Genomic DNA, 26,220 nt, shown 5'->3' with positions numbered 1-26,220 from the left:
AACGCCGCCGATACCCCCCGGGCACCCCGCGCGCAACTTGGTGAGAACGCGTCAGAACTTCTGGTGTACCAGGGCGTTTACCGTGTGCCCGCCAGACCTACCCTGAAAGTATGGCTGGGCGTGGAGACCCGCCCGAGGGGACTCCCGAGGGGCTCCCCGGCGGTGGAGATGACGAGTACGGATCGGTCGTCTTCGACGAATCGTTCATCCGTGCTGCCCGCGTCCAGGAATTCTCCGCGGTTGAGCGGATGGGCGGGGACGCGCCGGCCGTGCGCAGCCTCCCCACGTGGAACGCCGGACGGGCCCCAGGCCAGATCCTGCTGCTGCTCCTGCTCGTCGTCATCGCCTTCGGCACCGCGATCTACCTCGGTGTACGGCACCCCTACCAGCCTCCCCACGCCCGGCAGGCCGAGCCGTTGCGCGTCACCGTCGTCCCACTGGCCCCGCAGGGCCCGGTGCCGGGGGGCTCGCCCGCCGAGCTCTATGCGAGCAGCCAGGCCGATCAGTTCCGCACCGGAGCCGCGGGCATCACCATGCCGCCCATGCGCCGGACCGAGCACTTCTCGGAGACGCAGGTGATGACGGCGCTGGCGACCGTCAAGGATTACCTGGTGACGTCGTCGCTCGACCCCGACGTCCTCACCGGTGACGCCGTCCAGCCCGTGCGTACCCTGCTCCATCCGGATCAGATGGCGCAGTTCGACCGGAGCGTCGCCGCACCGGCCGCCGACGGCCGGCACGCCACCACCGGCTGGCTGGTCCGCTTCGACCCCGCGAAGGTCGCGCTGGCCGATCCGGCCGTCCGGGTGCGGGGCACGCTCACCGTCACGGAGGCGGGGAGCGGCGCCTTGGAGATCGTCTCCGACCACACCTTCGTCTACGCGCTGCGCCGGGCGGCCGTGAGCGGTCCGGGCATGGACGAGGCCTCGCTCTTCACGGTCCGCCGCGAGCTCCACTTCCACTTGGACCGGGACGACCTCGCACACCGTCGCCTGGAGGTGCGGGTCAGCAACCTCCAGGCCGGGCCGCAGGCCTGCTCGTCCGACGTGTCAGGAGCGCTTCATCCGCTGCTGTCCGGACAGCGGGCGGATTCCGACGGCCCGGCCGGCACCGACCCGTACGCGACGGGTCGGGCCACCGTGGCGCTCTGCGGGTCCCTCGCCCCGGAGGCTCAGCCCTCGCCCTGAGCGCTGCCGCCGCCCGCCCGACCGGTGCCGTTGCCGCCGGCACTCTCGCCGGCCGCGCCGCCGTTGCCCATGAACTTGTCCCGCAGCTTGCCGCCTATGTCGCCGGCCCCGCCCGCTATGTCGCCGACCAGCTTCATCAGCGGGTCCTTGCTGGTGCGCACGGTGTCGGCGTAGTGCGAGGCGGACTCGCGGAAGGAGTCGGTGACCGAGGCGTCCTTGTCCTCGGTGCGGCGGGGGTAGTGGCCGTCCATGATCCGCTGGTAGTCGCGGCTCTCCGCCCACTTCTTCAGCTCGGCGGCACGCACCGTGGTGAACGGGTGCGACCGGGGGAGCACATTGAGGATCTTGAGCACCGAGTCGCGCAGGTCGCCCGCGGACTCGTACTCCTCCGCCTGCTGCAAGAACGCGTCCACGTTCATCTCGTGCAGGTGGTTACCGCCGGCGATCTTCATCAGGCCGCGCATCGACGCCTGGAGGTCCTGGCCCACGAGCAGACCGGCGCGGTCGGCCGACAGCTCCGACTTGCGGAACCACTCGCGCAGCGCCGTGACGATCGCCATGATCGCCACATTGCCGAGCGGGATCCAGGCGACCTTCAGGGCCAGGCCGGTGAGGAAGAGGAGGACCGTGCGGTAGACGGAGTGCCCGGAGAGGGCGTGGCCGACCTCATGGCCGACGACCGCCCGCATCTCCTCCTCGTCCAGCAGCTCCACGAGCCCGGTGGTCAGGACGATGATCGGCTCGTCCAGGCCGATGCACATGGCGTTGGGACGCGGGTCCTGCGTCACGTACATCGAGGGGACCTTCTTCAGGTCCAGGATGTAGCAGGCGTCGCGCAGCATGTCGTTGAGATGCGCGAACTGGGCGTCGCTCACCCGCACCGAGTCGGAGAGGAAGAGCAGTCGCAGACTGCGCTCGGGAAGGAGCGCGCTGAGTGCCTTGAAAACGGTGTCGAAGCCGCTGAGCTTGCGCAGCGCGACGAGCGCCGAGCGGTCCGCGGGGTGTTCGTACGCCCGGGAGGAGATCTCCGGGAAGCGCTTGCGCTGCCTGCTCGGTACCTGCTCGTGGCTGTTGGTCATGGTGCCCCCTGTTGGTGCGAGTCCTCGCTCGTCCCCCTGACGGACCTCAGCCTAGGGGCTGGGGCCGCGGCACGGCGGGGCCTGTGGACAACTCCCGGGAACCCCTGTGACGGCGTCTGCGGTGGGCACAACGACTGAGTCGGCGTGAGCGTGCCCGGGAGGCCCGCATACGATGTCCGCGAAGTCTCCGACTCCCACTCCCGATCGATTGGTCCTGCTGAAGATGAGCCTCACCGGCACCGCCGCCAACCTGGTCACGCTCGCCGAGGGCGCCGAGCACGGCGGCAACCACGAAAGCCTCAGCCCGTACGTGACCGGCATCGGCGCCTTCGTCGCCCTGATGCTGCTGCTGTGGATCACCACCCGCTTCAACCGCGACCGCTGATCCCTGGCCGGCGGCCGGTGCCAGTAGGCTCTGCACGCATGGGAGAGCAGATAGTGGCCGCGGCCTCCGGCGCCGGCTCCGGTCCGGGCAGACGCCGACTCGGCGTGATGGGCGGGACGTTCGACCCGATCCACCACGGACACCTGGTGGCCGCCAGTGAGGTGGCCGCCCTCTTCCACCTCGACGAGGTGGTGTTCGTGCCGACCGGGCAGCCGTGGCAGAAGAGCCACAAGAACGTGTCGCCGGCCGAGGACCGCTATCTGATGACGGTCATCGCCACGGCGTCCAACCCGCAGTTCTCGGTGAGCCGTATCGACATCGACCGCGGCGGCACGACGTACACCATCGACACGCTGCGGGACCTGCGCTCCCTCAACGAGGACTCGGACCTGTTCTTCATCACGGGTGCCGACGCGCTCTCCCAGATCCTCGGCTGGCGGAATGCCGAGGAACTCTTCTCGCTCGCCCACTTCATCGGAGTGACCCGGCCGGGCCATGATCTGACGGACGACGGCCTGCCCGAGGGCGGAGTCTCCCTGGTGGAGGTTCCGGCGCTGGCCATCTCGTCGACCGACTGCAGGGAGAGAGTCGCCCAGGGGGACCCGGTCTGGTACCTGGTGCCGGACGGTGTGGTGCGCTACATCGACAAGCGCCAGTTGTACCGCGGCGAATGAGCCGCGGAGAGGGGCACCGTTGAACGACCAGCAGAATCCTTACGACCCGTACCACGAGCCGCAGATCATCGGCTACGACGAGTACGGGCAGCCGGTCTATCAGCAGCCCCAGCAGTACGACCCCTACGCACAGCAGCAGGGCGGCCACTCTGGGCAGCAGGACGGACGGAACCGCCAGGGCCCCGGGGCCTACGGTTCCACGCACGACTACGGCTCGGCGCAGGGCTACGCCCCCGAGCAGGGATACGGCGGCGCAGGCGCCGGCTACGGCGGCACCGGCCAGGACTACGGCCGGCCCGGGACGTCCCAAGGCTACGGATACGACCCGTACGCCCCGCAGGCGCAGGCGGGGCAGGACCAGGGCTACGACCCTTACGCGTCCGGCCAGGGCGGTTACGGGTACGACACCGGCACCCAGCCCGCCGTCGACACCACGGCGCAGTGGTTCCCGCAGCAGCAGACTCCACAGCGGCAGGTCCCACGGCAGCAGCCCCCTCAGCATCAGGAGCAGCAGCGTCCCGCTCCCGGGGCCCGGGAATCGGCCGGGTTGCCGGAGCAGCGCCGTCCGGCGGACGGGTCGGAGCGTCCGTACCAGACCGAGCAGTTCTCGTTCATCGAGGAGCCCGACGAGGACTCCGAAGACGTCATCGACTGGCTGAAGTTCACGGAGAGCCGCTCGGAGCGGCGCGAGGAGGCCAAACGCCGGGGCCGCAACCGCGTCGTCGCGCTCCTGGTCACGCTGGCCCTCGTGCTCGTCGGCGGCGTCGGCTACCTCTGGTACGCGGGCAAGCTCCCCGGCCTGTCCGGCTCCGACACGAAGAGCGAGGCGGCCGCCGGCCCGCAGAAGCGCGACGTCATCGTGGTGCACCTGCACAACACCAAGAAGAAGGGCACGTCCACCGCCCTCCTCGTCGACAACGCCACCACCGGTCAGGGCACCACCGTCCTGCTCCCGGACAACCTCTCCGTGGCGAACGACGACGGCACGGCCACCACCCTCGGCAAGTCCGTCGAGGACGACGGGTCCGCCGGTACCCGTGAGGCGATCGGCACCCTCCTGGGCGCCAAGGTCTCCGGCACCTGGCGCCTCGACACCCCGTACCTGGAGAACCTCGTCGAGCTGGTCGGCACGATCGACCTGACGACCGACACCGAGGTCCCCGGTGCGGCGAAGGGTGACGAGCCGCTGGTGAAGAAGGGCGAGAACCAGACGCTCAACGGGCGGGCGGCCGTGGCGTACGCCACCCACGTCGGGCCCGGGGAGGCCGAGGAGAAGCAGCTGCTGCGCTTCGGCCAGGTCATGCAGGCGGTGCTCAAGAAGCTCCCCGACGACCCGAAATCGGCCACGGTCATAGTGGAGACGCTGGCGCAGATCCTCGACCCGTCCCTCAATGAGCGGGACCTCGGGACGTCCCTCGCCAAGCTCGCCGAGCACGCGAAGGGCGGCGACTACAAGACCGCGCTGCTCCCCGTCCAGGAGGACGGCACGCTCAGCGACGAGGCCGCGAGCAGCGTCGTCAAGGACGTCCTCGGCGGCTCGGTCAGCGCTCCCGAGCCGGGCGACACCCTCCGTGTGGGGATCAAGAACGGCAGCGGGAAGGCCGATGCCACGGAGCAGGCCCGGGTCACCCTCATCAACGGCGGCTACAACGTCATCGACGGAGGCAAGGCGGACACGGTCGACGCGTCGCAGGTCACCTACGGCGACGACGCGCAGAAGGCGAAGGCGGAAGAGGTCGCCAAGACGCTCGGCCTGCCGGCCGGTGCGGTGAAGAAGGGCAAGACCGCCACCAACGCCGACGTCTCGGTGGTCCTCGGCCCCGATTTCTCGACCGAGGAGCCGGAGTGAGCGGGGCGAAGCGGGGGGCCTGAGCATCGCTGCGTGGGGTGTCGGCGGTCCGTGAGACCCTTGAAGGGTTCCTGACCGCCGACGAAAGCCTGCCTGTGACCGCCACGGATCGCTCCATCGAGCTCGTCAACGCCGCCGCCCAGGCGGCGGCCGACCGGCTCGCGCACGACATCATCGCGTACGACGTCAGCGATGTGCTCTCCATCACCGATGCCTTCCTCCTCGCCTCCGCGCCCAACGACCGCCAGGTCAAGTCGATCGTCGACGAGATCGAGGAGCGGCTGAACAAGCAGCTCGGCGCCAAGCCGGTGCGCCGCGAGGGCGACCGCGACGCCCGCTGGATTTTGCTCGACTACGTCGACATCGTGGTGCACGTCCAGCACACCGAGGAGCGGGTCTTCTACGCCCTCGAGCGGCTCTGGAAGGACTGCCCGGAGCTCACGCTCCCGGAGGACGCCAGGAAGACCCGCGGCAAGGCCAAGGAGCACGCCGAGCTCACCGGCGGTGACACGGAGGGGGAGCAGCGCTGAACGGCAACAGCAGCGGCGGTGGCACCGGGAGCACCCGGCGGGCGCGCGGCCGGCGCATCGTCCTGTGGCGCCACGGCCAGACCGCGTGGAACCTGGAGCGCCGTTTCCAAGGCTCCACGGACATCGAGCTGACCGAGGCCGGCGTCGCCCAGGCGCGCCGTGCCGCCCGGCTGCTCGCGTCGCTGAAGCCCGACGCGATCGTCGCCTCCGACCTGAAGCGGGCCGCGGCGACGGCGGGCGAGCTGGCCGGTGTCACCGGCATCGACATCTCCTACGACGCCGCCCTGCGCGAGACGTACGCCGGCGCCTGGCAGGGTCTGACCCACGAGGAGATCATCGAGCGCTACGGCGACCAGTACGCGGCCTGGAAGCGCGGCGAGCCCGTCCGGCGCGGCGGCGGGGAACTGGAGACCGAGGTGGCCGACCGGGCCGCTCCGGTGGTGCTCCACCACGCGGAGAAGCTCCCCGACGACGGCACGCTCGTCGTCGTCAGTCACGGCGGCACGATCCGCACGACCATCGGCCGGCTGCTCGGTCTCGAGTCCCAGCACTGGGAGAGCCTCGGCGGGCTCACGAACTGCTGCTGGTCGGTGCTGGGCGAAGGCGCGCGGGGCTGGCGCCTGCTCGAGCACAACGCCGGCACCCTGCCGGAGCCCGTCCTCGGCGACGACACCTGAGCGGGCCGGGTCCGGCGCGCACCGCCCGGCGGCGGTCCCGGACCCGGATTTCACTTTCCGGCAGGTCGCAGGCTAAAGTTCTTCTTGTTCGCAGCGCGGAGCGCGAAGAACACGCGGGGCTATAGCTCAGTTGGTAGAGCGCCTGCATGGCATGCAGGAGGTCAGGAGTTCAATTCTCCTTAGCTCCACAATCCGGATCCCGTCCCCTTCCGGGGGCGGGATTCTTCGTTCTTGTCCGGTCATGACCGCCCTCCCCGCGGTGCGTGGCCGATCTCGTACGCGAACGCCGCTGACCACCGTGCGCGGCCGTGGCAGAATCGGACGGCCGGAGGGGACACCGGCGGTACGGGAGGGAGCGCACGATGTCCGCCAGCGGCGAGGAAGCCGGGGAGGCTGCCGATGACCTGCTTGCCACGGCGGAGGCCGGTGCTCGCCTCAGCTGTCCTTCCTGTGGTTCTGTCCATGTCGCCCAGGTCCTCGGGGACAACGGCGGCGTTTCCTTCGTGTGCACGGCCTGCGGCCACAGCTGGAGCTGAGTGATGGGTGCCCACAGGCGTAAATGCGACTGGTGCGGCAGTGGTACGCCGATCGTCAGGGACATGGATCCGGTCAATCCCGAGTTCCAGTACTGGTGCGAGGAGTGCGCGCGGGCGCTGATCATAAAAGGCGACCCGATCGAGACCTACCGCGAGCTCGAAGGTGAACCGATCTACGGTCGGCTCCTGGACGAGCACTGCACCCTCAAACGCTTCTATTCGTTCGCGACGGCCTGATAGCCCCGACGCCCGACGCCCAACGTCTGACTGGATGTCGGATCCGCCCCCTTTGTCGCTCTGTCCGTGAACGGGGTGAACCAGGGCATCACGGGCGGGGCCGGAAACGATTTGGAGATGCGGCGACGAGGGCGTTAATGTTCTCTACGTCGCCGCCGCGGGGGAAACCCGGGAGCGGGGCGGCACACAGTAAGGGGCTATAGCTCAGTTGGTAGAGCGCCTGCATGGCATGCAGGAGGTCAGGAGTTCAATTCTCCTTAGCTCCACAATAGACAGTGAAGCGGGCCACCCGGATCGGGTGGCCCGCTTCACTGTTGTACGTGGCTGCCGTCAACTGCGGCCGCTGCCCAGGGCCTTGCGGTTGCTGCTGGGGAGCGCCGGACGCGCGGGCGGGGGCGTCGGGCCCGAGGAGGGCACCTGCTCGATCCGCATGGCGAGGGCGGGGCAGCGGCGGACGGCCCGCTGCGCGCGACCCCGCATGTGCATGGGTACCATCGCGTCGGCCACCGACGGGTATCCGTCGGGGTTGAGCCGGATCAGCTCCGGGATGATGTCGGCGCACAGTCCGTGGCCCTGACAGAGCGTCCAGTCGACGAAGATCTTTTCTCCGCTGGGGATCGACTCCTCGGCCTCCTCGTAACCCGGCAGCGGCAGGGGCAGCACACCCGTGGTGTCGCGCCCGCAGCCGCCGTGCAGGACGTGCGCCGCCAGGTCGTCCGTGAAGGCGGACAGCGTCGAGGCGAAGAACCGTGCCGAACCGTCGGGGTGCTTGCAGGCGCCGCGGCCCTTGACGGCCTGGGTGACCTCCCGCAGCGCCTCCAGCGCCGCCGGGCCACCGCCGTTCATCACATCGGCCAGACCGCCGGCAGCCGCGGGCAGCCCGAGCTTGCAGGGGCCGCACTGGCCGGCGGTCTCCGCGGCCAGCCAGTTGGCCACCCGCAGTGCCTCGCCCAGCGGGCAGGTCTCCGGACCGATCGGCAGGATCGCGCCCGCCCCGAGGGCGCCGCCCACGGACGCCAGCGACTCCTTGGACACGACAGCCTCGTGGACAGCGGCAGCGTCGATCCAGTTGCCGTGGTAGCCGCCCGTCAGCACGCCCTGCGGCTGCGGCGGGGCGCCCGCCAGCTGGAGCACGTACCGCAGCGGCACGCCCGTCGGCACCTCGACGACCATCGGCCGGGCGACGGCGCCGGAGATCGTGAGCATGACCGTGCCCGGTTCGGAGTCGAGGCCGGTGTGGCTGTAGCGGCGGGCGCCGATTCGCGCGGCGACGGCGAGCTGCGCGAACGTCTCCGCGTTGGACAGCAGCGTCGGAGCGCCGCCGACGCCCGTCTCCGCGGCGCGCACACGCCGGCCCGGCGGCAGTGCGGGGCCGCCGTTGACGGCCCGGATGACGGAGGACGCCTCACCGGAGACCATGCGCTCCGGGGTACGCACCACGCGGGCGCGCAGGGCCTGGCCGCGACGGTCGGAGAGGCCGCGCTCGGCGAGCGCGGCCCGCATGGAGATCTCGGTCGAGTTGCGGGTGACGGCGACGACGAGGGTCCGGGCGCCGAGCGCCTCCGCGGCGAGCAGCGCGCCGTCGAGGATGAGATGCGGCGCGCGGTTGAGCAGCACCGTGTCCTTGCGGCAGGCGGGCTCGCCCTCGCTGCCGTTGACGACCACCACCGGCCGTATGCCGCGCCGGATGGCGGACTTGGCGACGGCCCGCAGCTTCTTGCCGAAGGGGAAGCCCGCGCCGCCGCGACCGGTGAGTGATATGTCCTCCGCCAGCTGTGCGAGCCGCTCGCCGCTCACGGGCTCGAGCGGCCCGTGCACCTTCAGATGCATGGGGAGGTCGAGGCGGTCGACGAGGTCGAAACCCTGCGTCAGCTGGGGGAGGCCGACGACGCGGACCTCCGGGACGTCGGGGAGGGGCGCGTTCACGGTCGTTCTCCTGCTGGTGCGTGCCAGGGCTCTCCGGCCGGGGGCGGGAAGAGGGGGCCGGGCAGTGGCGCCGTCTCGTCGTACGCAGGGACGTTTCCGTTGTCGTACGCGGACCGGTCGCCGTACGGGGCTGCTGGTGCGGGATCGGTCAGGGCTGTGTCGTAGGAGGCCGGCGGCGGGTAGCCGCCGGTGGTGTCGTAAGCGGGCGCGTAACCGGCCGCGGCGTCCTGGGCGGGAAAGCCGCCGGTGTCGTACGAGGGGACGCTGCCCGTGTCGTACGAGGTGGGCGCGTCGAACGGGGCGGTGGCGACGTACGGCGTCTGCGGCGTGTCGTACGAGGGCGGGGCGTCGAAGAGCGGTGGGGGAGGGGTGTCGTAGAGGGGCAGGGCCGGGTCGGGGCGTACCGACTGCGCCGGGGGAGGCGGCGAGGGCGTCGGCCAGCTGCCCGTCCGCGGCTCCGTCTCCGACACCACGGGTATCTCCTCCGTCATCGGTATCCGCTCGGCGAGCGGGACCGACGGCTCGCCCGCAAGCGAGACCGCGCGGTAGGCGGCGGACATGCCGGTGCGGCGGCCGCCGGTCGGCCCGCCGCTGTCCGGCACGAACGCCGGTTCCTCCTCGGAAGGGCGCGGGGCCTCGTAGAGCTGCGGCGACGGGGCGGCGAGCCTTGGAGGCTGGGCGCGCGCCTGGCCGAGGGGCGGCTGGAAGTCCTGTTCGTACGGGCGCTGCGACGGCACGCCGTTCATTGCGCCGGTCATGCGGTCCACGCGGTCCATGCGGTCCATGCCTGCGGGTACGGTCGGGCGGCCCGTCCCGTTCATCCCGCTCACGCCCGGAAGCGGGGCCGTGGCGAGATCACGCTGCGCCTGCTCGTCCGCGGCGGCCGGCCCGCCGGCTCCGGCGGCACCGGTCAGAGACATGATCTTGGCGGCGATCCGGCGCTGGACCGGAGGCGGCAACATACGCACGGAGACCGCCGTAGCGACTCCCAGGAGGGCCAGGCAGTACATGGTCACGACCCACGTCGCGGCGGGCCGACCGGTATAGAGGCCGTGGACCAGGGCGAAGCACCAGGCCGGGTAGGCCAGCATGTGCAGCGGCCGCCAGCGGCCGGCGACCTTGATGTTGCCGGCCAGCGCACTGCGGAGCGCGCCGGTCGTACCGGCCACCACCATCAGGAACCCGGCCAGCGAACCGAAACCGATGAGCGCGTCCGTACCGGTGACGCCCAGACCGAACGGGATCATCGCGCCGAGCAGCGACACGTGTCCCAGCGACACCTTCACCGTTGCGTGAAGCAGCAGGAACCCGAGCGAGGCGATGGCGGTCGCCCGGTGGATGCCCTGCGCGAGCAGTCGGTGGCGGGGCGAGAGCAGCAGACGGTCGGTGGCGATGAGGCCCCAGGCGACGGAGGCGGTCAAGGACACCAGGGAGAGGACCCCGGTGGTGAAGTCGAGCGCGGCGCGGAAACTGTCGCTTCCTCCGACGGCGAGCAGGGGTAGGAGCACCAACGCGGCCGCGGAGATACCGCCTTGCACCTGGCGGCTGAGTCCGCGGCCCGGACCGGGCGACAAACGCATCTTGAGACGAGGGTTCATGGGGCGACTCCGAATGGTGCGGGAAAGCTGTCCCGTTGACGCACTCTAGGTCGACCCATACCAACCAGTACGAGGTTTCAAGGTTTATCGAGGTGAAGTGAGCACAACTGACTCGGGGGTTGCCCCGGATAGGGTCGATACGCGGAGTAACCTGGACGCCTTGATCGCCGGAGTCGGCCGGAATCCGTCGTTCACGGCTCCCGGGGGCCCGGAACGGACACTCATGCGGGCGGTTCCCCCGCTGCGGTACCCTGACGCCATGCGTGCCGTACGCCTTCTGCTTAGCGAGCCGCGCTGATCAGTCCCGACGGATGAGAAATCCGGTCGGAATCGGCGCGGCGTCCCCTCCTGTGCGAGGGGATTTTTCATTTCCCCTGGTACGTGAATCGGCTGGCAGTCGGCAGAGACGATCGATGGAGCTTCAAGGATCATGAGCGAGATGAACTCGGCTGCGGAGACAGCAGCCCCGCATCGTTATACGGCTGCCATGGCGGCCGACATCGAGGCACGCTGGCAGGACTTCTGGGACGCGGAGGGCACCTATCAGGCGCCCAACCCGAGCGGGGACCTGGCGGGCGACCCCGCACAGGTGGCCAGGCCCAAGAAGTTCGTCATGGACATGTTCCCGTACCCGTCTGGTGCCGGGCTGCACGTCGGCCACCCCCTGGGGTACATCGCCACCGACGTCTTCGCCCGCCACCAGCGCATGACCGGGCACAACGTCCTGCACACGCTGGGCTTCGACGCCTTCGGCCTGCCGGCGGAGCAGTACGCCGTGCAGACCGGCACGCACCCGCGCGTGTCGACCGAGGCGAACATGGAGAACATGAAGGCGCAGCTGCGCCGGCTGGGCCTGGGCCACGACAACCGCCGATCCTTCGCGACGATCGACCCGGACTACTACAAGTGGACCCAGTGGATCTTCGTTCAGATCTTCAACTCCTGGTACGACGAGAAGGCCGACAAGGCCCGCCCGATCGACGAGCTGGTGGCCCAGTTCGAGAGCGGCGCCCGTGAGGTGCCCGGAGGCCGGGCATGGAACGAGCTGAGCTCCCTGGAGCGCGCCGACGTCCTGGGCGGCTACCGCCTGGCCTACGCCTCGGACGCACCGGTCAACTGGTGCCCGGGTCTGGGCACCGTGCTGGCCAACGAGGAGGTCACCGCCGACGGCCGCTCCGAGCGCGGGAACTTCCCCGTCTTCAAGGCCAAGCTGCGTCAGTGGAACATGCGCATCACCGCCTACGCCGACCGGCTGCTGAACGACCTGGACGCGCTGGACTGGCCCGAGGCCATCAAGCTGCAGCAGCGCAACTGGATCGGCCGCTCCGAGGGTGCCCGCGTCGACTTCGCCGTCGACAGCCACGACGGCGCGCGGATCACGGTCTTCACCACCCGCCCCGACACCCTGTTCGGCGCCACCTACATGGTCCTGGCCCCCGAGCACGGCCTGATCGACTCCATCGTCCCGGCCGAGTGGCCGCAGGGCGTGAAGGAAGAGTGGACCGGCGGCGCCGCGACCCCTGCCGAGGCCGTCGCCGCCTACCGCAAGCAGGCCCAGACCAAGAGTGACGTCGAGCGCCAGACCGAGCACAAGGACAAGACCGGTGTGTTCACCGGCTCGTACGCCGTGAACCCGGTCACTGGAGAGCGGATCCCCGTCTTCGTCGCCGACTACGTCCTGATGGGCTACGGAACCGGCGCCATCATGGCCGTCCCCGGACAGGACGAGCGCGACTGGGAGTTCGCCGAGGCCTTCGGGCTGCCCATCGTCCGCACGGTGCAGCCGCCTGAGGGCTGGGAGGGTGAGGCGTTCACCGGAGCGGGCCCCGCCATCAACTCCGCCAACGACGAGATCTCCCTGAACGGCCTGGACGTCGCGGAGGCCAAGGCGAAGATCACGGCCTGGCTGACCGACAAGGGCATCGGCGAGGGCACGGTCAACTTCCGGCTGCGCGACTGGCTGTTCAGCAGGCAGCGCTACTGGGGCGAGCCCTTCCCCATCGTCTACGACGAGGACGGTGTCGCGCACGCGCTGCCCGAGTCGATGCTGCCCCTGGAACTGCCGGAGGTCGACGACTACTCGCCGCGCACCTTCGACCCCGACGACGCGGACACCCAGCCCGAGACGCCGCTGTCCCGCAACGAGGACTGGGTCGACGTCGAGCTGGATCTGGGCGACGGACCCAAGCGCTACCGTCGCGAGACCAACACCATGCCCAACTGGGCGGGTTCGTGCTGGTACGAGCTGCGCTACCTGGACCCGCACAACAGTGAGCAGCTGGTCGCGCCCGACATCGAGCAGTACTGGATGGGGCCCCGCGAGGGGCAGCCGCACGGTGGTGTCGACCTGTACGTCGGCGGCGCGGAGCACGCCGTGCTGCACCTGCTGTACGCGCGCTTCTGGTCCAAGGTGCTCTTCGACCTGGGGCACGTCTCCTCGGTCGAGCCGTTCCACAAGCTGTACAACCAAGGCATGATCCAGGCGTACGTCTACCGTGACGAGCGCGGCTTCCCGGTGACGGCCACCGAGGTCGAGGAGCGCGACGGGAAGTTCTTCCACGAGGGCCGGCCGGTCAAGCGCGAGCTGGGCAAGATGGGCAAGTCCCTGAAGAACGCCGTCACTCCGGACGAGATCTGCGCCGAGTACGGTGCCGACACGCTGCGCCTGTACGAGATGGCGATGGGCCCCCTGGACGTCTCCCGGCCGTGGGACACCCGCGCCGTCATCGGCCAGTACCGGCTGCTGCAACGGCTGTGGCGCAACGTCGTCGACGAGGCGACCGGCGAGGTCACCGTCGTCGAGGGCGAGCCGGACGAGGCCACGCTGCGCGCCCTGCACAAGGCCGTCGACGGAGTCTCCCAGGACATGTCGGCGATGCGTTTCAACACCGCCATCGCCAAGATCACCGAGCTGAACAACCACCTGACGAAGACGGGCGGCCCCGTGTCGCGCTCGGTGGCGGAGCGCCTGGTGCTGCTGATCGCCCCGCTGGCACCGCACATCGCGGAGGAGCTGTGGCGCAGGCTGGGCCACCCCGACTCGGTCGTCCACCAGGACTTCCCGGTCGCCGACCCGGCGTACGTCGTGGACGAGACGGTGACCTGCGTCGTGCAGATCAAGGGCAAGGTCAAGGCCCGACTGGAGGTCTCCCCGTCCATCACGGACGAGGAGCTGGAGGCACTGGCCCTGGGCGACGCGGCGGTCGTCGGCGCCCTGGGCGGCGCAGGAATCCGCAAGGTGATCGTGCGGGCGCCGAAGCTGGTCAACATCGTGCCCGCGTGACCAGGGGCGGGTTCGTGCCCGTGTAACAGGGGCCGGATCGCCCCTGGGCGACGGGTGACGGGCCGCCGGGGGTTTCCCCTACGGGCAGGTTGGGGGTTCCGAAGGAACCTACGGCCTGCCCGTTCCGTTTACCGTGGAAGGACCACAACCGACGCCGGAGGGCGCACATGGAAGCCGCGATCACGATCCTGGCGCTGCTCTTCTTCGCCTTCGTCGCACTTGGGGTGTACGTGGGTGTGAAAGCCGTGAAGGCCGCCAAGCGCGGCGTCGAGCGCACCGTCACCCAGGCACGGCGCACGGTCGAGGACACCGCGCTGCGCGCCAAGAGCTACGGGCAGACCGGCGTGACCGGCGAGCTGGCCCAGCTGCGGCTGAAGCTCCGCACGTCGATGAGGGCGACGCAGGAGGCGCTGAACGCCGGCGCGGCCGAGGACGCCTCCCTCTCCGAGTCGCTGGCCCTCTTCCGGCGGCTCAGCGCGCACGGGCACGAACTGGACGAGGAACTCAGGCGTCTCGAGCGCGAGCCCGACCGTGCCACGGTGGCCGCACTGATGCCGGGCCTGCGCGAGCGTACGGAGCGGATCACCCACTCCGCCGACTCGCTGCGCTGGGCGGCGCGTGACCGTGCCCAGAAGTTCGCCGAGGACGATCTCGACGTGCTGAGCTCGCAGATCGACATGGAGGCGGGCGCGCTGCGGCACTGGTCCGCGACCGACGTCGGTGGGACCACCGATCCCGCGGCATGGCCAGAGGCGCCGGAGTCCGGACGTCCGGCGTCGGCACGGCCGGAGCCGGGGGGCCGCACACGGCCCGAGCGGTCCGAGCAGGAGGACCAGACGCCCGGCAGGCCACAGGCGATCACCGCGCCGGACCCGCGTCAGACCACCTACCCGTGGCAGAAGACCGCCCGCCCGGAAACCACGAACTGACGCCTGCCGCGGCGGCCCGACCACTCCTGCACACGGCGTGTGGACAGGTCGGGCTGCCGTACGGCGCCGCCTGCGGGTAACCTCCCGCTCATGTCCCGCCATGTCGCGATCGTCACCGATTCAACGGCCTACCTGCCGCCACCGGCGATGGAACGGCACGGCATCACGGCGGTGCCGCTGACCGTCGTGCTCGGCGACCAGGCTCTGGAGGAAGGCACCGAGATCTCGGCCCGCTCGCTCGCCACCGCCCTGCAGAAACGGCGTTCGGTCACCACGTCCCGGCCCAGCCCCGAAACGTTCGCGCAGGCCTACCGCGAAGCCGCGGCCACCGGAGCCAGTGGAATCGTCTCGTTGCACCTCTCCTCCGAACTGTCCGGGACCCACGACGCGGCGGTACTGGCAGCCAAGGATGCACCGGTTCCGGTCAAGGTCGTCGACACCGGGATGATCGCCATGGCGCTCGGCTTCTGCGCTCTCGCTGCGGCCGAGGCGTCGGAGGCGGGCGGTTCGCTGGACGAAGTGGTGGCCGCGGCGGAGAAGCGGGCGGCGGACACCGCCGCGTATTTCTATGTCGACACACTCGACTACCTGCGCCGCGGTGGGCGGATCGGAGCGGCGCAGGCACTGCTCGGCTCGGCCCTTGCCGTGAAACCGCTGCTACAGCTGGTCGACGGCCGTATCGACATGCTGGAGCGGGTGCGGACCGCGTCGCGGGCGATCGCACGACTGGAGGAGATCGCCGCCGAGCGGGCCGGAACGGCCCCGGTCGACATCGCGGTGCACCACCTGGCGGCGCCGGAGCGGGCCGCCGCACTCGCGGACCGGCTGCGGAACCGGGTGCCGGGGCTGGCCGACCTGCATGTGAGCGAGGTCGGCGCGGTGATCGGGGCACACACCGGGCCGGGACTGCTGGGCGTGGTGGTCTCGCCGCGCTGAGGGGGCGGTGGTGGCGCAAGCGGGGTAGTGGGGTGGTGGCGCCCGGCGCGGGGGGCGGGTCGGTCGCCGTGCTGGGGATTGGTCGCCGTGCTGGAAAGTTGGTCGTCGGTCCAGGGTGGTCGGTCGGTGTGCCGGGGGTTGGTCGCCCGGGGACGTGGGTCGACGTGCCGGGTGGTGGGTTCCATCACTCGTGAGAGTGGCCGAGTTATCCACAATGAGACGCTTTTCCCCTGGAATTGGGCTTGGTCTGCGGGTTCGGGCGAATGTGCCTACCGTCCTGTGACATGGCTCTTCGATCACGTTCCGCAACCAGTGGCCCGGGCCGCGCCCCGGCCTCCGACCGCCGCGCACGCTCCCGTGGCCATGGCCGCGGTCGTGGCCTCGGCCGACCGCCCGTCCTGACCGGGCACGGGGTCCGGTCAGGGGTGGCGCAGGCCGGCAGCGGGGGTGTGCTTGCCGGTGCCGGTGCCGGGGGTGGTGGTGCCGGGGGCTTGGCGCCGGGTGGCTTACGGCCTTCTCGTCTGCGAGGCGGGCGCGCACCGACCGAAGAGGCCGCCGCCCTGCGGCAGCGTGCGGACGCCTTGTTCACGGCCACGGTGGTTCCGCCCGGCGTGGCCGGCGTGCTTCCTGGAGTTTCGCGCGGCATTTCGCCCACGCCTCCGGTAGCGCGCCCGCCCCGGCGTCGGATGACGTACCTCGCGTCGCACTCGCCGCCGCATTTGCCGGCGCCCGTGTCCTCGGGTCCGGTTACGCGTCCGCCCTCCCGCCCGGGGCCGGGGGGACGGCGGGTCGGCGCGGGGACGGGCCCCGGACGCGGCGGCCACAAGGGGCGGGTGCGGTCGACCCGGGCCGGGCAACCGGAGCCGGCCGCCTGGGAGACGGGGCCGCGGGCCGGCGGCCACGAAGGTGCAGAGGCCGAAAGAGCGGCCCCGGCAGGAGCCGCCCCTCCCGGAACCGACGGCGGCGCACCCGTCCGGGACATCCGGCGGGGTGACGCACGTGTGACGGGTGCCGACGCGGACGTACCCGTTACCCGCACCGACCGGGAAGCATCTGTGACTCGCACCGGCCGGCTCGTGGCTGAGGTCGGGGCAGGGCCGTCCCGTTTCGGGCTCGCGATCCGGGACCGGCTGCCCACCTGGGTGCAGGTGCGATGTGGGCTCGAGCCGAAGACCCTCGCGGCGCTCGCCGTGGTCCTGGTGGCGGCGGCCGTGTTCGCGGCGCAGCACTTCTGGGTGGGCCGGCCGCAGGCGGTACGGGCGCCGGAGCTGATCCAGCAGGGCTCGGCCCAGTCGCAGTCCGGGGCAGGGTCCGCCGCAGGACCGGCGGACGAGCCGTCACCTTCGCCGGGCCTGCCGCCTGTCGACCCGCAGCAGGCGGCCCCGATCGTGGTCGACGTGAGCGGCAAGGTGCGGCGGCCCGGAGTGCTCGAACTACCTGCGGGATCACGGGTGGCCGACGCGCTCGAGGCGGCAGGAGGCGTGAAGCCGGGCACCGATCTGACCGGGCTCAACCGGGCTCGGGTGCTGAGCGACGGCGAGCAGGTCGTCGTGGGCGCGCCCGCGCCGCCCGCCACGGGCAGTCCCGGTGCGGGCCCTGCCGCGGGAGTCGCCGCAGGCCCGATCAGCCTCAACTCTGCGACAACGGAGCAGCTGGAGACGCTGCCGGGGGTGGGCCCCGTGCTGGCGCAGCACATCATCGACCACCGGATGCAGAACGGCGGCTTCAGGTCGGTCGACGAGCTGCGTGACGTCAACGGGATCGGCGACCGCCGGTTCGAGGACCTGCGGAACCTGGTGCGGCCATGACCGCCGTCCCGGTCCACGCCGACACGGGCCATCGGCCGGCCGCGTCGTGTTCTCCTCCGGAAGGACCGACCGATTTGCGGCTCGTCCCACCCGCGCTGGCGGCCTGGGCGGCGTCGGCTCTCGCGCTGGGGGCTCCGGGCCGGTGGACGGCGGCCGGCGTGGCCGCCTGCCTCACCGCCGCGGCACTGCTGCCGTTGCGGGCTGCGGTGTCACGGTGGAGGGGCCGCGGGGACCCGGCGTGTGCGGCGGCGCCACGGCGCAGAGGCCGGCAGGACACGACCTGGTTCCCGGCGTCCCCGCCCGGGGGCAACCCGGTGGCGGCAGGGGTGGCCGTGCCACGGCGCGGGGCCGACGACGCGGCAGGGGTTGCGCACGGGCGCGGCGACACGGCAGGGGGTGCGGCGTCATGGGGCGGGGGCCGCCCGGACTCGGCGCCGGGCCCCGGCGGCAGGACGGCCGCACCAGCCCTCTCGGCCCGTTCGCCGCGGTGGCCAAGTGGCGCCACCGCCCTCGCCGGCGTGTTGCTGTGCGCGGCGGCGGGCGCTGCCTCAGCCGGGCTGCACGGCGCGGACCTCCGCCGTGGGCCGCTGCCCGCCCTGGCCGACCGGCAGGCGCGGGTCATGGTCGAGTTGACCGTCACCTCCGATCCGCGTCCCACCCGTTCCAAGGCCGCCGGCGACCCCGCGGCCCCGGCGGCGCTGCTGCTGAACGCCGAGGCGACGCGGGTGACCGTGCCCGGCGGAGCCGTCACGGAGACCCGTACCCCTGTGCTGCTGATCGCGTCCCCCGGCGAAGCGCACACGGCCTGGCAGCGCCTCTTGCCCTCCACCCGGCTGAGGGTGGGCGGACGACTGGTGAAACCGCTCCGCGATGACGATCCGTTCGCGGCCGTGTTACGGGCAGACGGCGGCCCTCCGCCGGTCATCCGCCCGCCGACCGGCCTGCAGCGCACAGCGGGTGGCCTGCGCGCCGGACTGCGCGAGGCCACGAACGGCTTGGCGCCGGACGCCCGCGCTCTGCTGCCGGGGTTGGTGGTCGGGGACACCTCCCGCATCCCCGCCGACCTCCATGACGCCTTCGAAGCGACGGACCTGACCCACTTGTTGGCCGTGTCGGGCAGCAACCTCACCATCGTGCTGATCCTGCTGATCGGTCCACCGGGTACGGCCCTGCTGGCCGAGCGGCGGGGCCTGGCACCCCGGTTGGGCATCACCCTGCGCGGCACGGCGCTGCTCGGAGGTGCGCTCACGCTCGCGTTCGTGGTCGTGTGCAGGCCGGAGCCGAGTGTGCTGCGGGCAGCGGCCTGCGGACTCGTCACCCTGCTCGCCATCGGGACCGGCAGGCGCAGGTCCCTCGTACCGGCGCTGGCCGCCGCCGCTCTACTGCTCGTGCTCTACGACCCATGGCTGGCGCGGAGTTACGGCTTCCTGCTCTCCGTACTCGCCACCGGCGCCCTCCTCACCATCGGCCCGCGCTGGAGCGAGGCTCTCCAACGGCGGCGGGTACCGGCCCGGCTCGCCGAGGCGCTCGCCGCGACGGCGGCGGCGCAGGCGGTGTGCGCACCGGTCGTGGCAGTGTTCGCGGCCAGAGTCAGCCTGGTCGCGATTCCCTGCAACCTCGTCGCCGAGCTCGCCGTCGCTCCCGCGACGATCCTGGGTTTCGCCGCACTGGCCACTGCACCCGTGGCCATACCGGTCGCCGAGTTGCTGGCGCGTGTGGCCGGCTGGCCGGCGGGCTGGATCGGGTCCGTGGCCCGCTCGGGAGCGGCTCTGCCCGGTGCTGGGGCCGACTGGCCGGGCGGCTGGTGCGGCGGCCTGCTGCTCGCCGGGCTGACCGTGGTGCTGATCCTCGTGGCCCGCCGGCTGACACGACACCCTTGGGCGGTGGCGCTGTGCGCGCTCCTGCTCGTGCTCGCCGTGGTCCGCCCGGCCCCGCTGAGCGCGAAACTGACCGGATGGCCCCCGCCAGGCTGGGTGTTGGTGATGTGCGACGTGGGGCAAGGGGATGCCATGGTGCTCGCGGCCGGTGACGGCGCCGCGGTGGTCGTGGACGCGGGACCCGACCCCGGTCTCACCGACCGCTGCCTGAGCGAGCTCGGCGTCACAGAGGTGCCGATGGTTCTGGTGACCCATTTTCACGCCGACCACGTGGCCGGTCTCGAGGGAGTGCTCCGCGGCAGGGCGGTGGGCGCCGTCCAGACGACGGCGTTCGAAGAACCGCGCTGGCAAGCGACGTTCGTCCGGCGTACGGCAGCGGCGGCCGGGGTGCCGGTGGTCCACGCGATACCGGGGGAGCGGCGCAGGGCGGGGCGGCTCAGCTGGCAGGTCCTGTGGCCCGACCTGTCCCGCGGCGCGGCACCGGAAGGCCCGAACGACGCCAGTGTCGCGCTGCTCGTCCGGGCCGCGGGCGGGCTTTCCATGCTGCTCCTCGGGGACCTCGAACCGCCGTCCCAGCAACGGTTGATACGAGCGCACCCGGCGCTTCCGGCTGTCGATGTACTCAAGGTCGCCCACCACGGCTCCGCGTACCAGGAGCCTGCTCTGCTGGCGGGAGCCCGGCCCCGACTGGCGCTCATTTCCTGCGGGAGGGACAACAAGTACGGACACCCCGCGCCCCGCACGGTCGCGGCGTTGCGGTCACGGGGTGCGCTGGTGATGCGTACGGACCAGGACGGTGCGATCGCGGTGACGGGGGCCGGCGCGGACCTGAGGGCGGTGGCACGGGGCGCCGGATGAACCTGTCCGCCGAGCGCCTGCGGGACGGCCCGGCCTGCCGGGACGGCCTGTGGGCCGAGCGCCTGCCGGGACGGCCCGTGGGCGGGTACCCGTCGGCCCCAGCCTGTCGGGCGAGGACCGGCCCGACAGGCCGGGCCGTCAGTCCCGTCGTCAGTCCGTCGGCCCGGCCGTCGGCAGGGCCCGTCGATCCAGCCAGCGACCGTCGTTCATGATCAGCCGGTCCTTCAGTTCGTTCACCTCGCGCCATGCCTTCACCACATGGGGGGTGATCCGCAGATACACCCAGGAGGGCCGGTCCCGCGGGTCCCAGAGCAGCTTCGCGGCGAAGGCGTCGGCCGACTCGGTCGCCAGTTGTGAGCCCTCGACGACCTCGGCGGTCCCCTCGATGTGCACGACGTCGCGGGTATGGCCGAGGGTCACGACGACCTCGCCCCGAGGCGCCAGGTTGCGGGCGGTGGGATTGGTGCGCCGGGTGCACATCAGCAGTGTGGTGCCGTCCCAGGCGAACGAGAGGGGCATCAGGCAAGGCTGCCCGTCCGGGGACGCCGTCGCGACCCACGAGTCCTTGTCGTCCGCCAGCCGGGCGAGGGTGTCCCGCCGGCGTTCCTCCCGGCTGCGTGCCTGCTCCTGGGTCGTCATGGCGGCAAGCTACGCGGTGTCCGGGCCGCGCCGCGTCGGACTGCGGGAGGAGCCGTCTCCGCCTTCCGGACCAGGACCAGCGGCCCTGGCGGCGCGGCGGAGCGCGCAGCAGACTGCGTTCATGAACACGCGCCCGCCGACCCCGCACGCCACGCCCCCGCCCGACCTCTCGCCACGGGACACCGACTCACGGGGCACCGGCGCCTACCTCGCTCGCATCGGATGCGCACGGCCGGAGCGGGCCGACGCCGCAGCGCTGCGGGAACTCCAGCTGCGGCACTTGCTGTCCGTGCCGTTCGAGAATCTGTCGATCCATCTCGGTGAGCCGCTGGTCCTGGCGGACGGCCCGCTCTTCGACAAGGTGGTCGGCGCTCGCCGCGGTGGTTTCTGCTACGAACTCAACGGCGCGTTCGCCGTGCTGCTGCGCAGCCTCGGCTTCGGCGTGACCCTTCTCCAGGCCCGGGTCTTCGGCGACGGTGGACGCCTCGGCATCCCCTACGACCACATGGCGCTGCGGGTGGAGACGGCGGACGGCAGCGGCCCCTGGCTGGCCGACGTCGGCTTCGGCGACCACAGCCATCACCCCCTGCTCCTCGCGGAGCGGGGTGAACAGGACGATCCGGCGGGGACGTTCCGTATCGCGGAAGCGGCCGACGGTGACCTCGATGTGATCCGGGACGGCAAGCGGCAGTTCCGTCTCGACACCAGGCCGCGTGAGCTGCCGGACTTCGAGGCGGGCGCCTGGTGGCACCGCACTTCACCGCTCTCCCACTTCACCAGATCGCTGGTGTGCTCCCTCCTCACGGAGGACGGCCGGATCACGCTGACCGGCCGCAAGCTCGTCACGACCGTGGCCGGTGAGCGGCACGAGCGGATGCTGGGCAGCGACGACGAGGTGCTCGGCGCCTACCGTGAACACTTCGGCTTGGAGCTCGACCGGGTTCCGGAGGTCCGGCCCGCGGCGTCCTGAGGCCGGGCGCCGAGGTGGTCGCCGAACCGGTCGCCGGGCATGGTGCCGACGTGGCCACGGGCCCCGGCACAATATGCCGGTGAGCGATGTGAGACATGTGCTGGTGCTGCCCGACCGCGACGCCGCGGAGGAGGTGGCGGAGACGATCGGCGAGAGCTTCCCCGTGACGGAGGAGCCCCAGCTCGTGCGGGACGCACTGGCGGGCGAGGACGACGCGGAGGACGCCCAGTGGCTGGTCGTCGTCGAGGACCCGGAGGGCGCGATGGACGCCGCCGCGCTCGACGCGTTCGTGGCCGCCTGGGACGGTTGGCGCGAGGCGCACTGACCGTTCGCCCGGGGCTGTCGGTGGGGCGTGGGATGCTGGAGCGCGATGGCCATCAAGAACTCGACCGACGATCCGCTCGCCCCCGTGACTCTCGCCGTGGGCCAGGAGGATCTGCTTCTCGACCGTGCCGTTCAACAGGTGGTGGCGGCGGCGCGGTCCGCCGACGCCGACACGGACGTACGGGACCTCACCGCCGATCAGCTCCTGCCCGGCACGCTCGCCGAGCTGACCAGCCCGTCGCTCTTCGCCGAGCGCAAGGTGGTGATCGTGCGCAACGCGCAGGATCTCTCCGCCGACACGGTTAAGGACGTCAAGGCGTATCTCGGCGCCCCCGCCGAGGAGATCACCCTGGTGCTGCTGCATCCCGGTGGGGCCAAGGGCAAGGGCCTGCTGGACGCGGCGCGTAAGGCCGGGGCGCGGGAGGTCGCCTGCCCCAGGACGACCAAGCCCGCCGAGCGGTTGAACTTCGTGCGGTCCGAGTTCCGTGCGCTGGGCAGGTCCGCGACCCCCGAGGCGTGCCAGGCCCTCGTCGACTCCATCGGGAGCGACCTGCGGGAGCTCGCCTCTGCGGTGTCGCAGCTGACGGCGGACGTCGAGGGCACCGTCGACGAGGCCGTCGTGGGCCGTTACTACACGGGCCGCGCCGAGGCGTCGAGCTTCAACGTCGCCGACCGGGCCGTGGAGGGCCGGGCGGCGGAGGCGCTGGAGGCGTTGCGCTGGTCGCTGTCGACGGGCGTCGCGCCCGTGCTGATCACGAGCGCGCTCGCGCAGGGCGTGCGGGCGATCGGCAAGCTGTCCTCCGCGCGCGGCGGCCGGCCGGCCGATCTGGCGCGTGAGCTGGGCATGCCGCCGTGGAAGATCGACCGTGTCCGCCAGCAGATGCGCGGCTGGACCCCCGACGGTGTGGCGATGGCCCTCCGCGCGGTGGCCGAGGCGGACGCCGGGGTCAAGGGCGGCGGCGACGACGCGGAGTACGCGTTGGAGAAGGCGGTCGTGACGATCGCGACGGCGGCGCGCTCACGCCGCTGAACCGGTCCCGACGTCCTGGCGTGACGCCCGCCAGGAAAGGCGCCCGTCCCTGTAGGAGCCCCTATGGGGCCAGGCCTCCCCCTTGGGGGAGGCGCTCCTGTCGGGTCAGGGGCCGAGCATGCCCGGATCACACCGGCCCGGATCACACCACGGCGAAGGCCCCGGTCCGCCGTCCTGGGGAAGGACAGCGGCCCGGGGCCTTCGTGTGAAGCTCGGTGCGCCGCACCCGCGTGGCGAACGCAGGCCGCGTGCGGCGCGGGGGTGCCGACCGGGAGCGGAGGAGAGGGCCCGCTTGATCCCTGCCGGCGATCACTCAGTAGCTCAGCCCTGGAGGGAGCCAACCTTGGCAGCCAGCGCCGACTTCTTGTTGGCGGCGGCGTTCTTGTGGATGACGCCCTTCGAGACGGCCTTGTCGAGCTGACGGGAGGCGGCACGGGTAGCCGCGGTCGCCGACTCGACGTCGCCGGTGGCGACAGCCTCACGGGCCTTGCGGATCGCGGTCTTGAGCGAGGACTTGACGGCCTTGTTGCGCAGGCGCGCCTTCTCGTTCGTCTTGTTCCGCTTGATCTGGGACTTGATGTTCGCCACGAAAGAGCCTTTTCAGGTTCGATGATCTCTGAGGTTGCGTCCCTCCCCCGTGACCCTGCGGGTACGGAAGGCGCCTCCGGAGAGGAAACGAGACACAGCTGCTCAGGCTACCAGTCGCCCCGCGCACGGCCCAAACCCGGCACAGTCGCCGACCCGTGGGACCATGGAGCCTACGTATCGATCCGACAAAGAGCCGAGCCGAGCCCGAGCCGAGCTCACCGACCCGGCGTCTGCCAAAGAATCAGGACCCTGCGTGCCCGCGACTCCTATCCACGTGCCCGAGCCGAGCCGTACCGACCCGGCTCTGATCCGCAACTTCTGCATCATCGCGCACATCGACCACGGCAAGTCGACCCTTGCCGACCGGATGCTCCAGCTGACGGGTGTGGTCGAGCAGCGGCAGATGCGCGCCCAGTACCTCGACCGGATGGACATCGAGCGCGAGCGCGGCATCACGATCAAGTCCCAGGCGGTCCGTCTGCCCTGGGCCCCCACTGAGGGAGAGGGGCAGGGGAAGACCCACATCCTCAACATGATCGACACCCCGGGGCACGTCGACTTCACGTACGAGGTGTCCCGGTCCCTGGCCGCGTGTGAGGGCACGATCCTGCTCGTCGACGCGGCCCAGGGCATCGAGGCGCAGACCCTGGCCAACCTGTACCTGGCGATGGAGAACGACCTCGCGATCGTTCCGGTGCTCAACAAGATCGACCTGCCGGCGGCCCAGCCCGAGAAGTTCGCCGAGGAGCTGGCGAACCTGGTCGGCTGCGACCCGACCGACGTGCTCAGGGTCTCCGCCAAGACGGGTCTCGGAGTCGAGGCGCTGCTCGACCGGGTGGTCCGGGAAGTGCCGCCCCCGGTCGGTGTCGCCGACGCGCCCGCCCGCGCGATGATCTTCGACTCGGTCTACGACTCCTACCGCGGTGTCGTCACGTACGTCCGTGTCATCGACGGCCAGCTCAACAAGCGTGAGCGGATCCGGATGATGTCGACCGGCGCCACGCACGAGCTGCTGGAGATCGGCACCAACTCGCCGGAGATGCTGGCGGCCGACGGCCTCGGTGTCGGTGAGGTGGGTTACCTCATCACCGGTGTGAAGGACGTCCGCCAGTCCAAGGTCGGTGACACGATCACCACCCTGCACAAGGGAGCCACGGAGGCCCTCGGCGGCTACAAGGACCCGAAGCCGATGGTGTTCTCCGGCCTGTATCCGCTGGACGGCTCCGACTATCCCGAGCTGCGTGACGCCCTCGACAAGCTCCAGCTCAACGACGCCGCGCTGGTCTACGAGCCGGAGACGTCGGCGGCGCTGGGCTTCGGCTTCCGTGTGGGCTTCCTCGGCCTGCTGCACCTGGACGTGATCCGTGAGCGCCTCGAGCGCGAGTTCGGGCTCGACCTGATCGCCACCGCACCGAACGTGGTCTACCGCGTGACGATGGAGGACGGCACCGAGCACACCGTCACCAACCCGAGCGAGTTCCCCGAGGGGAAGATCGCCGACGTCCACGAGCCGGTCGTGCGGGCGACGATCCTCGCGCCCAGCGAGTTCATCGGCTCGATCATGGAGCTGTGCCAGACCCGCCGCGGCACCCTCCTCGGCATGGACTACCTCTCCGAGGACCGGGTCGAGATCCGGTACACCCTGCCGCTCGCGGAGATCGTCTTCGACTTCTTCGACCAGCTGAAGTCCAAGACCCGCGGCTACGCCTCCCTGGACTACGAGCCCACCGGCGAGCAGGCCTCCAGCCTGGTCAAGGTCGACATCCTGCTGCACGGCGACAAGGTGGACGCCTTTTCGGCGATCACCCACAAGGACGCGGCCTACGCGTACGGCGTGCGGCTCGTCGCCAAGCTGCGGGAGCTGATCCCCAGGCAGGCGTTCGAGGTGCCGATCCAGGCGGCCATCGGCTCCCGGGTCATCGCCCGTGAAACCATCCGCGCCATCCGCAAGGACGTCCTCGCCAAGTGCTACGGCGGTGACATCTCCCGTAAGCGGAAGCTGCTCGAGAAGCAGAAGGAAGGCAAGAAGCGGATGAAGATGGTCGGTTCCGTGGAGGTCCCGCAGGAGGCCTTCATCGCGGTGCTGTCCAGCGACGAGGGTGGCAAGAAGAAGTAGCTGTCGCGCGTCGCCCCGGCCCGTGAAGCGCCCGTCCCGTTCGGGGACGGGCGCTTTCGGCCGTCCGGAACCGTCGCGGAATACAGGTGCCTTATGCATCGATCCGTTCCGCCAACCGGTGGACCTGCGCTCCGTTCGTTATCAAGCGGCAGCCCGCAGACACTTACGCGCCGGTCCTGCGGGC

Annotated in this window: 22 protein-coding genes and 2 tRNA genes; 19 read left to right on the top strand and 5 right to left on the bottom strand. The window is 71.2% G+C overall.

Annotated features, from left to right (window positions below; genetic code table 11):
- The first annotated feature begins 110 nt into the window (after nucleotides 1–110).
- On the top strand, nucleotides 111–1,187 hold the full coding sequence (locus tag MDN94_RS01870) for an SCO2583 family membrane protein (RefSeq protein ID WP_482724251.1): 1,077 nt from the start codon (nucleotides 111–113) through the stop codon (nucleotides 1,185–1,187).
- On the opposite strand, the gene MDN94_RS01865 is transcribed toward MDN94_RS01870, so the two are convergent.
- Complete coding sequence (locus MDN94_RS01865; protein WP_482724250.1) at nucleotides 1,172–2,266, bottom strand: M48 family metallopeptidase; 1,095 nt, start codon at nucleotides 2,264–2,266, stop codon at nucleotides 1,172–1,174. The genes MDN94_RS01870 and MDN94_RS01865 overlap by 16 nt on opposite strands.
- A gap of 172 nt (nucleotides 2,267–2,438) precedes the next feature.
- Between MDN94_RS01865 and MDN94_RS01860 the strand changes: the two genes are divergently transcribed.
- The 9 genes from MDN94_RS01860 to MDN94_RS01820 all read left to right on the top strand — a co-directional run bounded on the left by MDN94_RS01860 (nucleotide 2,439) and on the right by MDN94_RS01820 (nucleotide 7,420).
- On the top strand, nucleotides 2,439–2,651 hold the full coding sequence (locus tag MDN94_RS01860; protein WP_005317744.1) for a hypothetical protein: 213 nt from the start codon (nucleotides 2,439–2,441) through the stop codon (nucleotides 2,649–2,651).
- Between the two features lie 38 nt (nucleotides 2,652–2,689).
- Nucleotides 2,690–3,325, top strand: coding sequence for a nicotinate-nucleotide adenylyltransferase (nadD, locus tag MDN94_RS01855; protein WP_482724249.1), 636 nt, complete (start codon nucleotides 2,690–2,692; stop codon nucleotides 3,323–3,325).
- Between the two features lie 19 nt (nucleotides 3,326–3,344).
- Complete coding sequence (locus MDN94_RS01850) at nucleotides 3,345–5,174, top strand: LCP family protein (RefSeq protein WP_482724248.1); 1,830 nt, start codon at nucleotides 3,345–3,347, stop codon at nucleotides 5,172–5,174.
- A gap of 95 nt (nucleotides 5,175–5,269) precedes the next feature.
- A complete protein-coding gene (rsfS, locus tag MDN94_RS01845; protein WP_189467936.1) occupies nucleotides 5,270–5,704 on the top strand; it encodes a ribosome silencing factor in 435 nt (144 codons plus the stop codon).
- Entirely contained in the window at nucleotides 5,701–6,381 is a 681-nt protein-coding gene (locus MDN94_RS01840; protein ID WP_482726972.1) for a histidine phosphatase family protein, read from the top strand. The genes rsfS and MDN94_RS01840 overlap by 4 nt, the downstream gene beginning before the upstream one ends.
- Before the next feature lie 115 nt (nucleotides 6,382–6,496).
- Nucleotides 6,497–6,569 (top strand) — tRNA-Ala (locus tag MDN94_RS01835).
- 174 nt (nucleotides 6,570–6,743) lie between these two features.
- Nucleotides 6,744–6,917: a hypothetical protein gene (locus MDN94_RS01830; protein ID WP_441262966.1), complete on the top strand. Its 174-nt coding sequence runs from the start codon at nucleotides 6,744–6,746 to the stop codon at nucleotides 6,915–6,917.
- Between the two features lie 3 nt (nucleotides 6,918–6,920).
- Nucleotides 6,921–7,154: a hypothetical protein gene (locus tag MDN94_RS01825; RefSeq protein WP_005317760.1), complete on the top strand. Its 234-nt coding sequence runs from the start codon at nucleotides 6,921–6,923 to the stop codon at nucleotides 7,152–7,154.
- Nucleotides 7,155–7,347: 193 nt separating this feature from the next.
- A tRNA-Ala gene (locus MDN94_RS01820) sits at nucleotides 7,348–7,420 on the top strand.
- A gap of 64 nt (nucleotides 7,421–7,484) precedes the next feature.
- On the opposite strand, the gene MDN94_RS01815 is transcribed toward MDN94_RS01820, so the two are convergent.
- The gene (locus MDN94_RS01815) at nucleotides 7,485–9,080 is read right to left on the bottom strand and encodes an NADH-quinone oxidoreductase subunit NuoF family protein (protein WP_189467938.1); all 1,596 of its coding nucleotides are present in this window, start codon (nucleotides 9,078–9,080) and stop codon (nucleotides 7,485–7,487) included.
- Nucleotides 9,077–10,678 (bottom strand): ferric reductase-like transmembrane domain-containing protein, encoded by a 1,602-nt coding sequence (locus MDN94_RS01810; protein WP_482724247.1) that lies wholly within the window; start codon nucleotides 10,676–10,678, stop codon nucleotides 9,077–9,079. Before MDN94_RS01810 ends, MDN94_RS01815 begins: the two co-directional genes overlap by 4 nt.
- A gap of 430 nt (nucleotides 10,679–11,108) precedes the next feature.
- On the opposite strand from MDN94_RS01810, the gene leuS reads away from it, so the two are divergent.
- The 5 genes from leuS (at nucleotide 11,109) to MDN94_RS01785 (ending at nucleotide 20,369) form a co-directional block, all read left to right on the top strand.
- Complete coding sequence (gene leuS / locus MDN94_RS01805; RefSeq protein ID WP_482724246.1) at nucleotides 11,109–13,961, top strand: leucine--tRNA ligase; 2,853 nt, start codon at nucleotides 11,109–11,111, stop codon at nucleotides 13,959–13,961.
- Between the two features lie 167 nt (nucleotides 13,962–14,128).
- Nucleotides 14,129–14,890: a hypothetical protein gene (locus tag MDN94_RS01800; protein WP_482724245.1), complete on the top strand. Its 762-nt coding sequence runs from the start codon at nucleotides 14,129–14,131 to the stop codon at nucleotides 14,888–14,890.
- Nucleotides 14,891–14,980: 90 nt separating this feature from the next.
- Complete coding sequence (locus MDN94_RS01795) at nucleotides 14,981–15,826, top strand: DegV family protein (protein WP_482724244.1); 846 nt, start codon at nucleotides 14,981–14,983, stop codon at nucleotides 15,824–15,826.
- A 1,055-nt stretch (nucleotides 15,827–16,881) separates the two neighbouring features.
- The gene (locus MDN94_RS01790; protein ID WP_482724243.1) at nucleotides 16,882–17,634 is read left to right on the top strand and encodes a ComEA family DNA-binding protein; all 753 of its coding nucleotides are present in this window, start codon (nucleotides 16,882–16,884) and stop codon (nucleotides 17,632–17,634) included.
- Nucleotides 17,631–20,369: a ComEC/Rec2 family competence protein gene (locus MDN94_RS01785; protein WP_482724242.1), complete on the top strand. Its 2,739-nt coding sequence runs from the start codon at nucleotides 17,631–17,633 to the stop codon at nucleotides 20,367–20,369. Before MDN94_RS01790 ends, MDN94_RS01785 begins: the two co-directional genes overlap by 4 nt.
- 150 nt (nucleotides 20,370–20,519) lie before the next feature.
- On the opposite strand, the gene MDN94_RS01780 is transcribed toward MDN94_RS01785, so the two are convergent.
- Complete coding sequence (locus tag MDN94_RS01780; protein ID WP_482724241.1) at nucleotides 20,520–21,008, bottom strand: pyridoxamine 5'-phosphate oxidase family protein; 489 nt, start codon at nucleotides 21,006–21,008, stop codon at nucleotides 20,520–20,522.
- 121 nt (nucleotides 21,009–21,129) lie between these two features.
- On the opposite strand from MDN94_RS01780, the gene MDN94_RS01775 reads away from it, so the two are divergent.
- The 3 genes from MDN94_RS01775 to holA all read left to right on the top strand — a co-directional run bounded on the left by MDN94_RS01775 (nucleotide 21,130) and on the right by holA (nucleotide 23,332).
- A complete protein-coding gene (locus tag MDN94_RS01775; protein WP_482724240.1) occupies nucleotides 21,130–21,978 on the top strand; it encodes an arylamine N-acetyltransferase family protein in 849 nt (282 codons plus the stop codon).
- A 79-nt stretch (nucleotides 21,979–22,057) separates the two neighbouring features.
- Entirely contained in the window at nucleotides 22,058–22,303 is a 246-nt protein-coding gene (locus MDN94_RS01770; RefSeq protein ID WP_189467956.1) for a hypothetical protein, read from the top strand.
- Nucleotides 22,304–22,348: 45 nt separating this feature from the next.
- Entirely contained in the window at nucleotides 22,349–23,332 is a 984-nt protein-coding gene (holA, locus tag MDN94_RS01765; protein WP_482724239.1) for a DNA polymerase III subunit delta, read from the top strand.
- Nucleotides 23,333–23,653: 321 nt separating this feature from the next.
- Here holA and rpsT read toward each other — a convergent pair whose 3' ends face one another.
- Nucleotides 23,654–23,920: a 30S ribosomal protein S20 gene (gene rpsT / locus MDN94_RS01760; protein WP_482724238.1), complete on the bottom strand. Its 267-nt coding sequence runs from the start codon at nucleotides 23,918–23,920 to the stop codon at nucleotides 23,654–23,656.
- A 253-nt stretch (nucleotides 23,921–24,173) separates the two neighbouring features.
- Between rpsT and lepA the strand changes: the two genes are divergently transcribed.
- Nucleotides 24,174–26,036, top strand: coding sequence for a translation elongation factor 4 (gene lepA / locus MDN94_RS01755; protein ID WP_482724237.1), 1,863 nt, complete (start codon nucleotides 24,174–24,176; stop codon nucleotides 26,034–26,036).
- Nucleotides 26,037–26,220: the final 184 nt, after the last annotated feature.

The organism is Streptomyces sp. WAC00040 (assembly GCF_056835925.1).
This window is presented reverse-complemented; position numbering and strand designations above follow the sequence as displayed.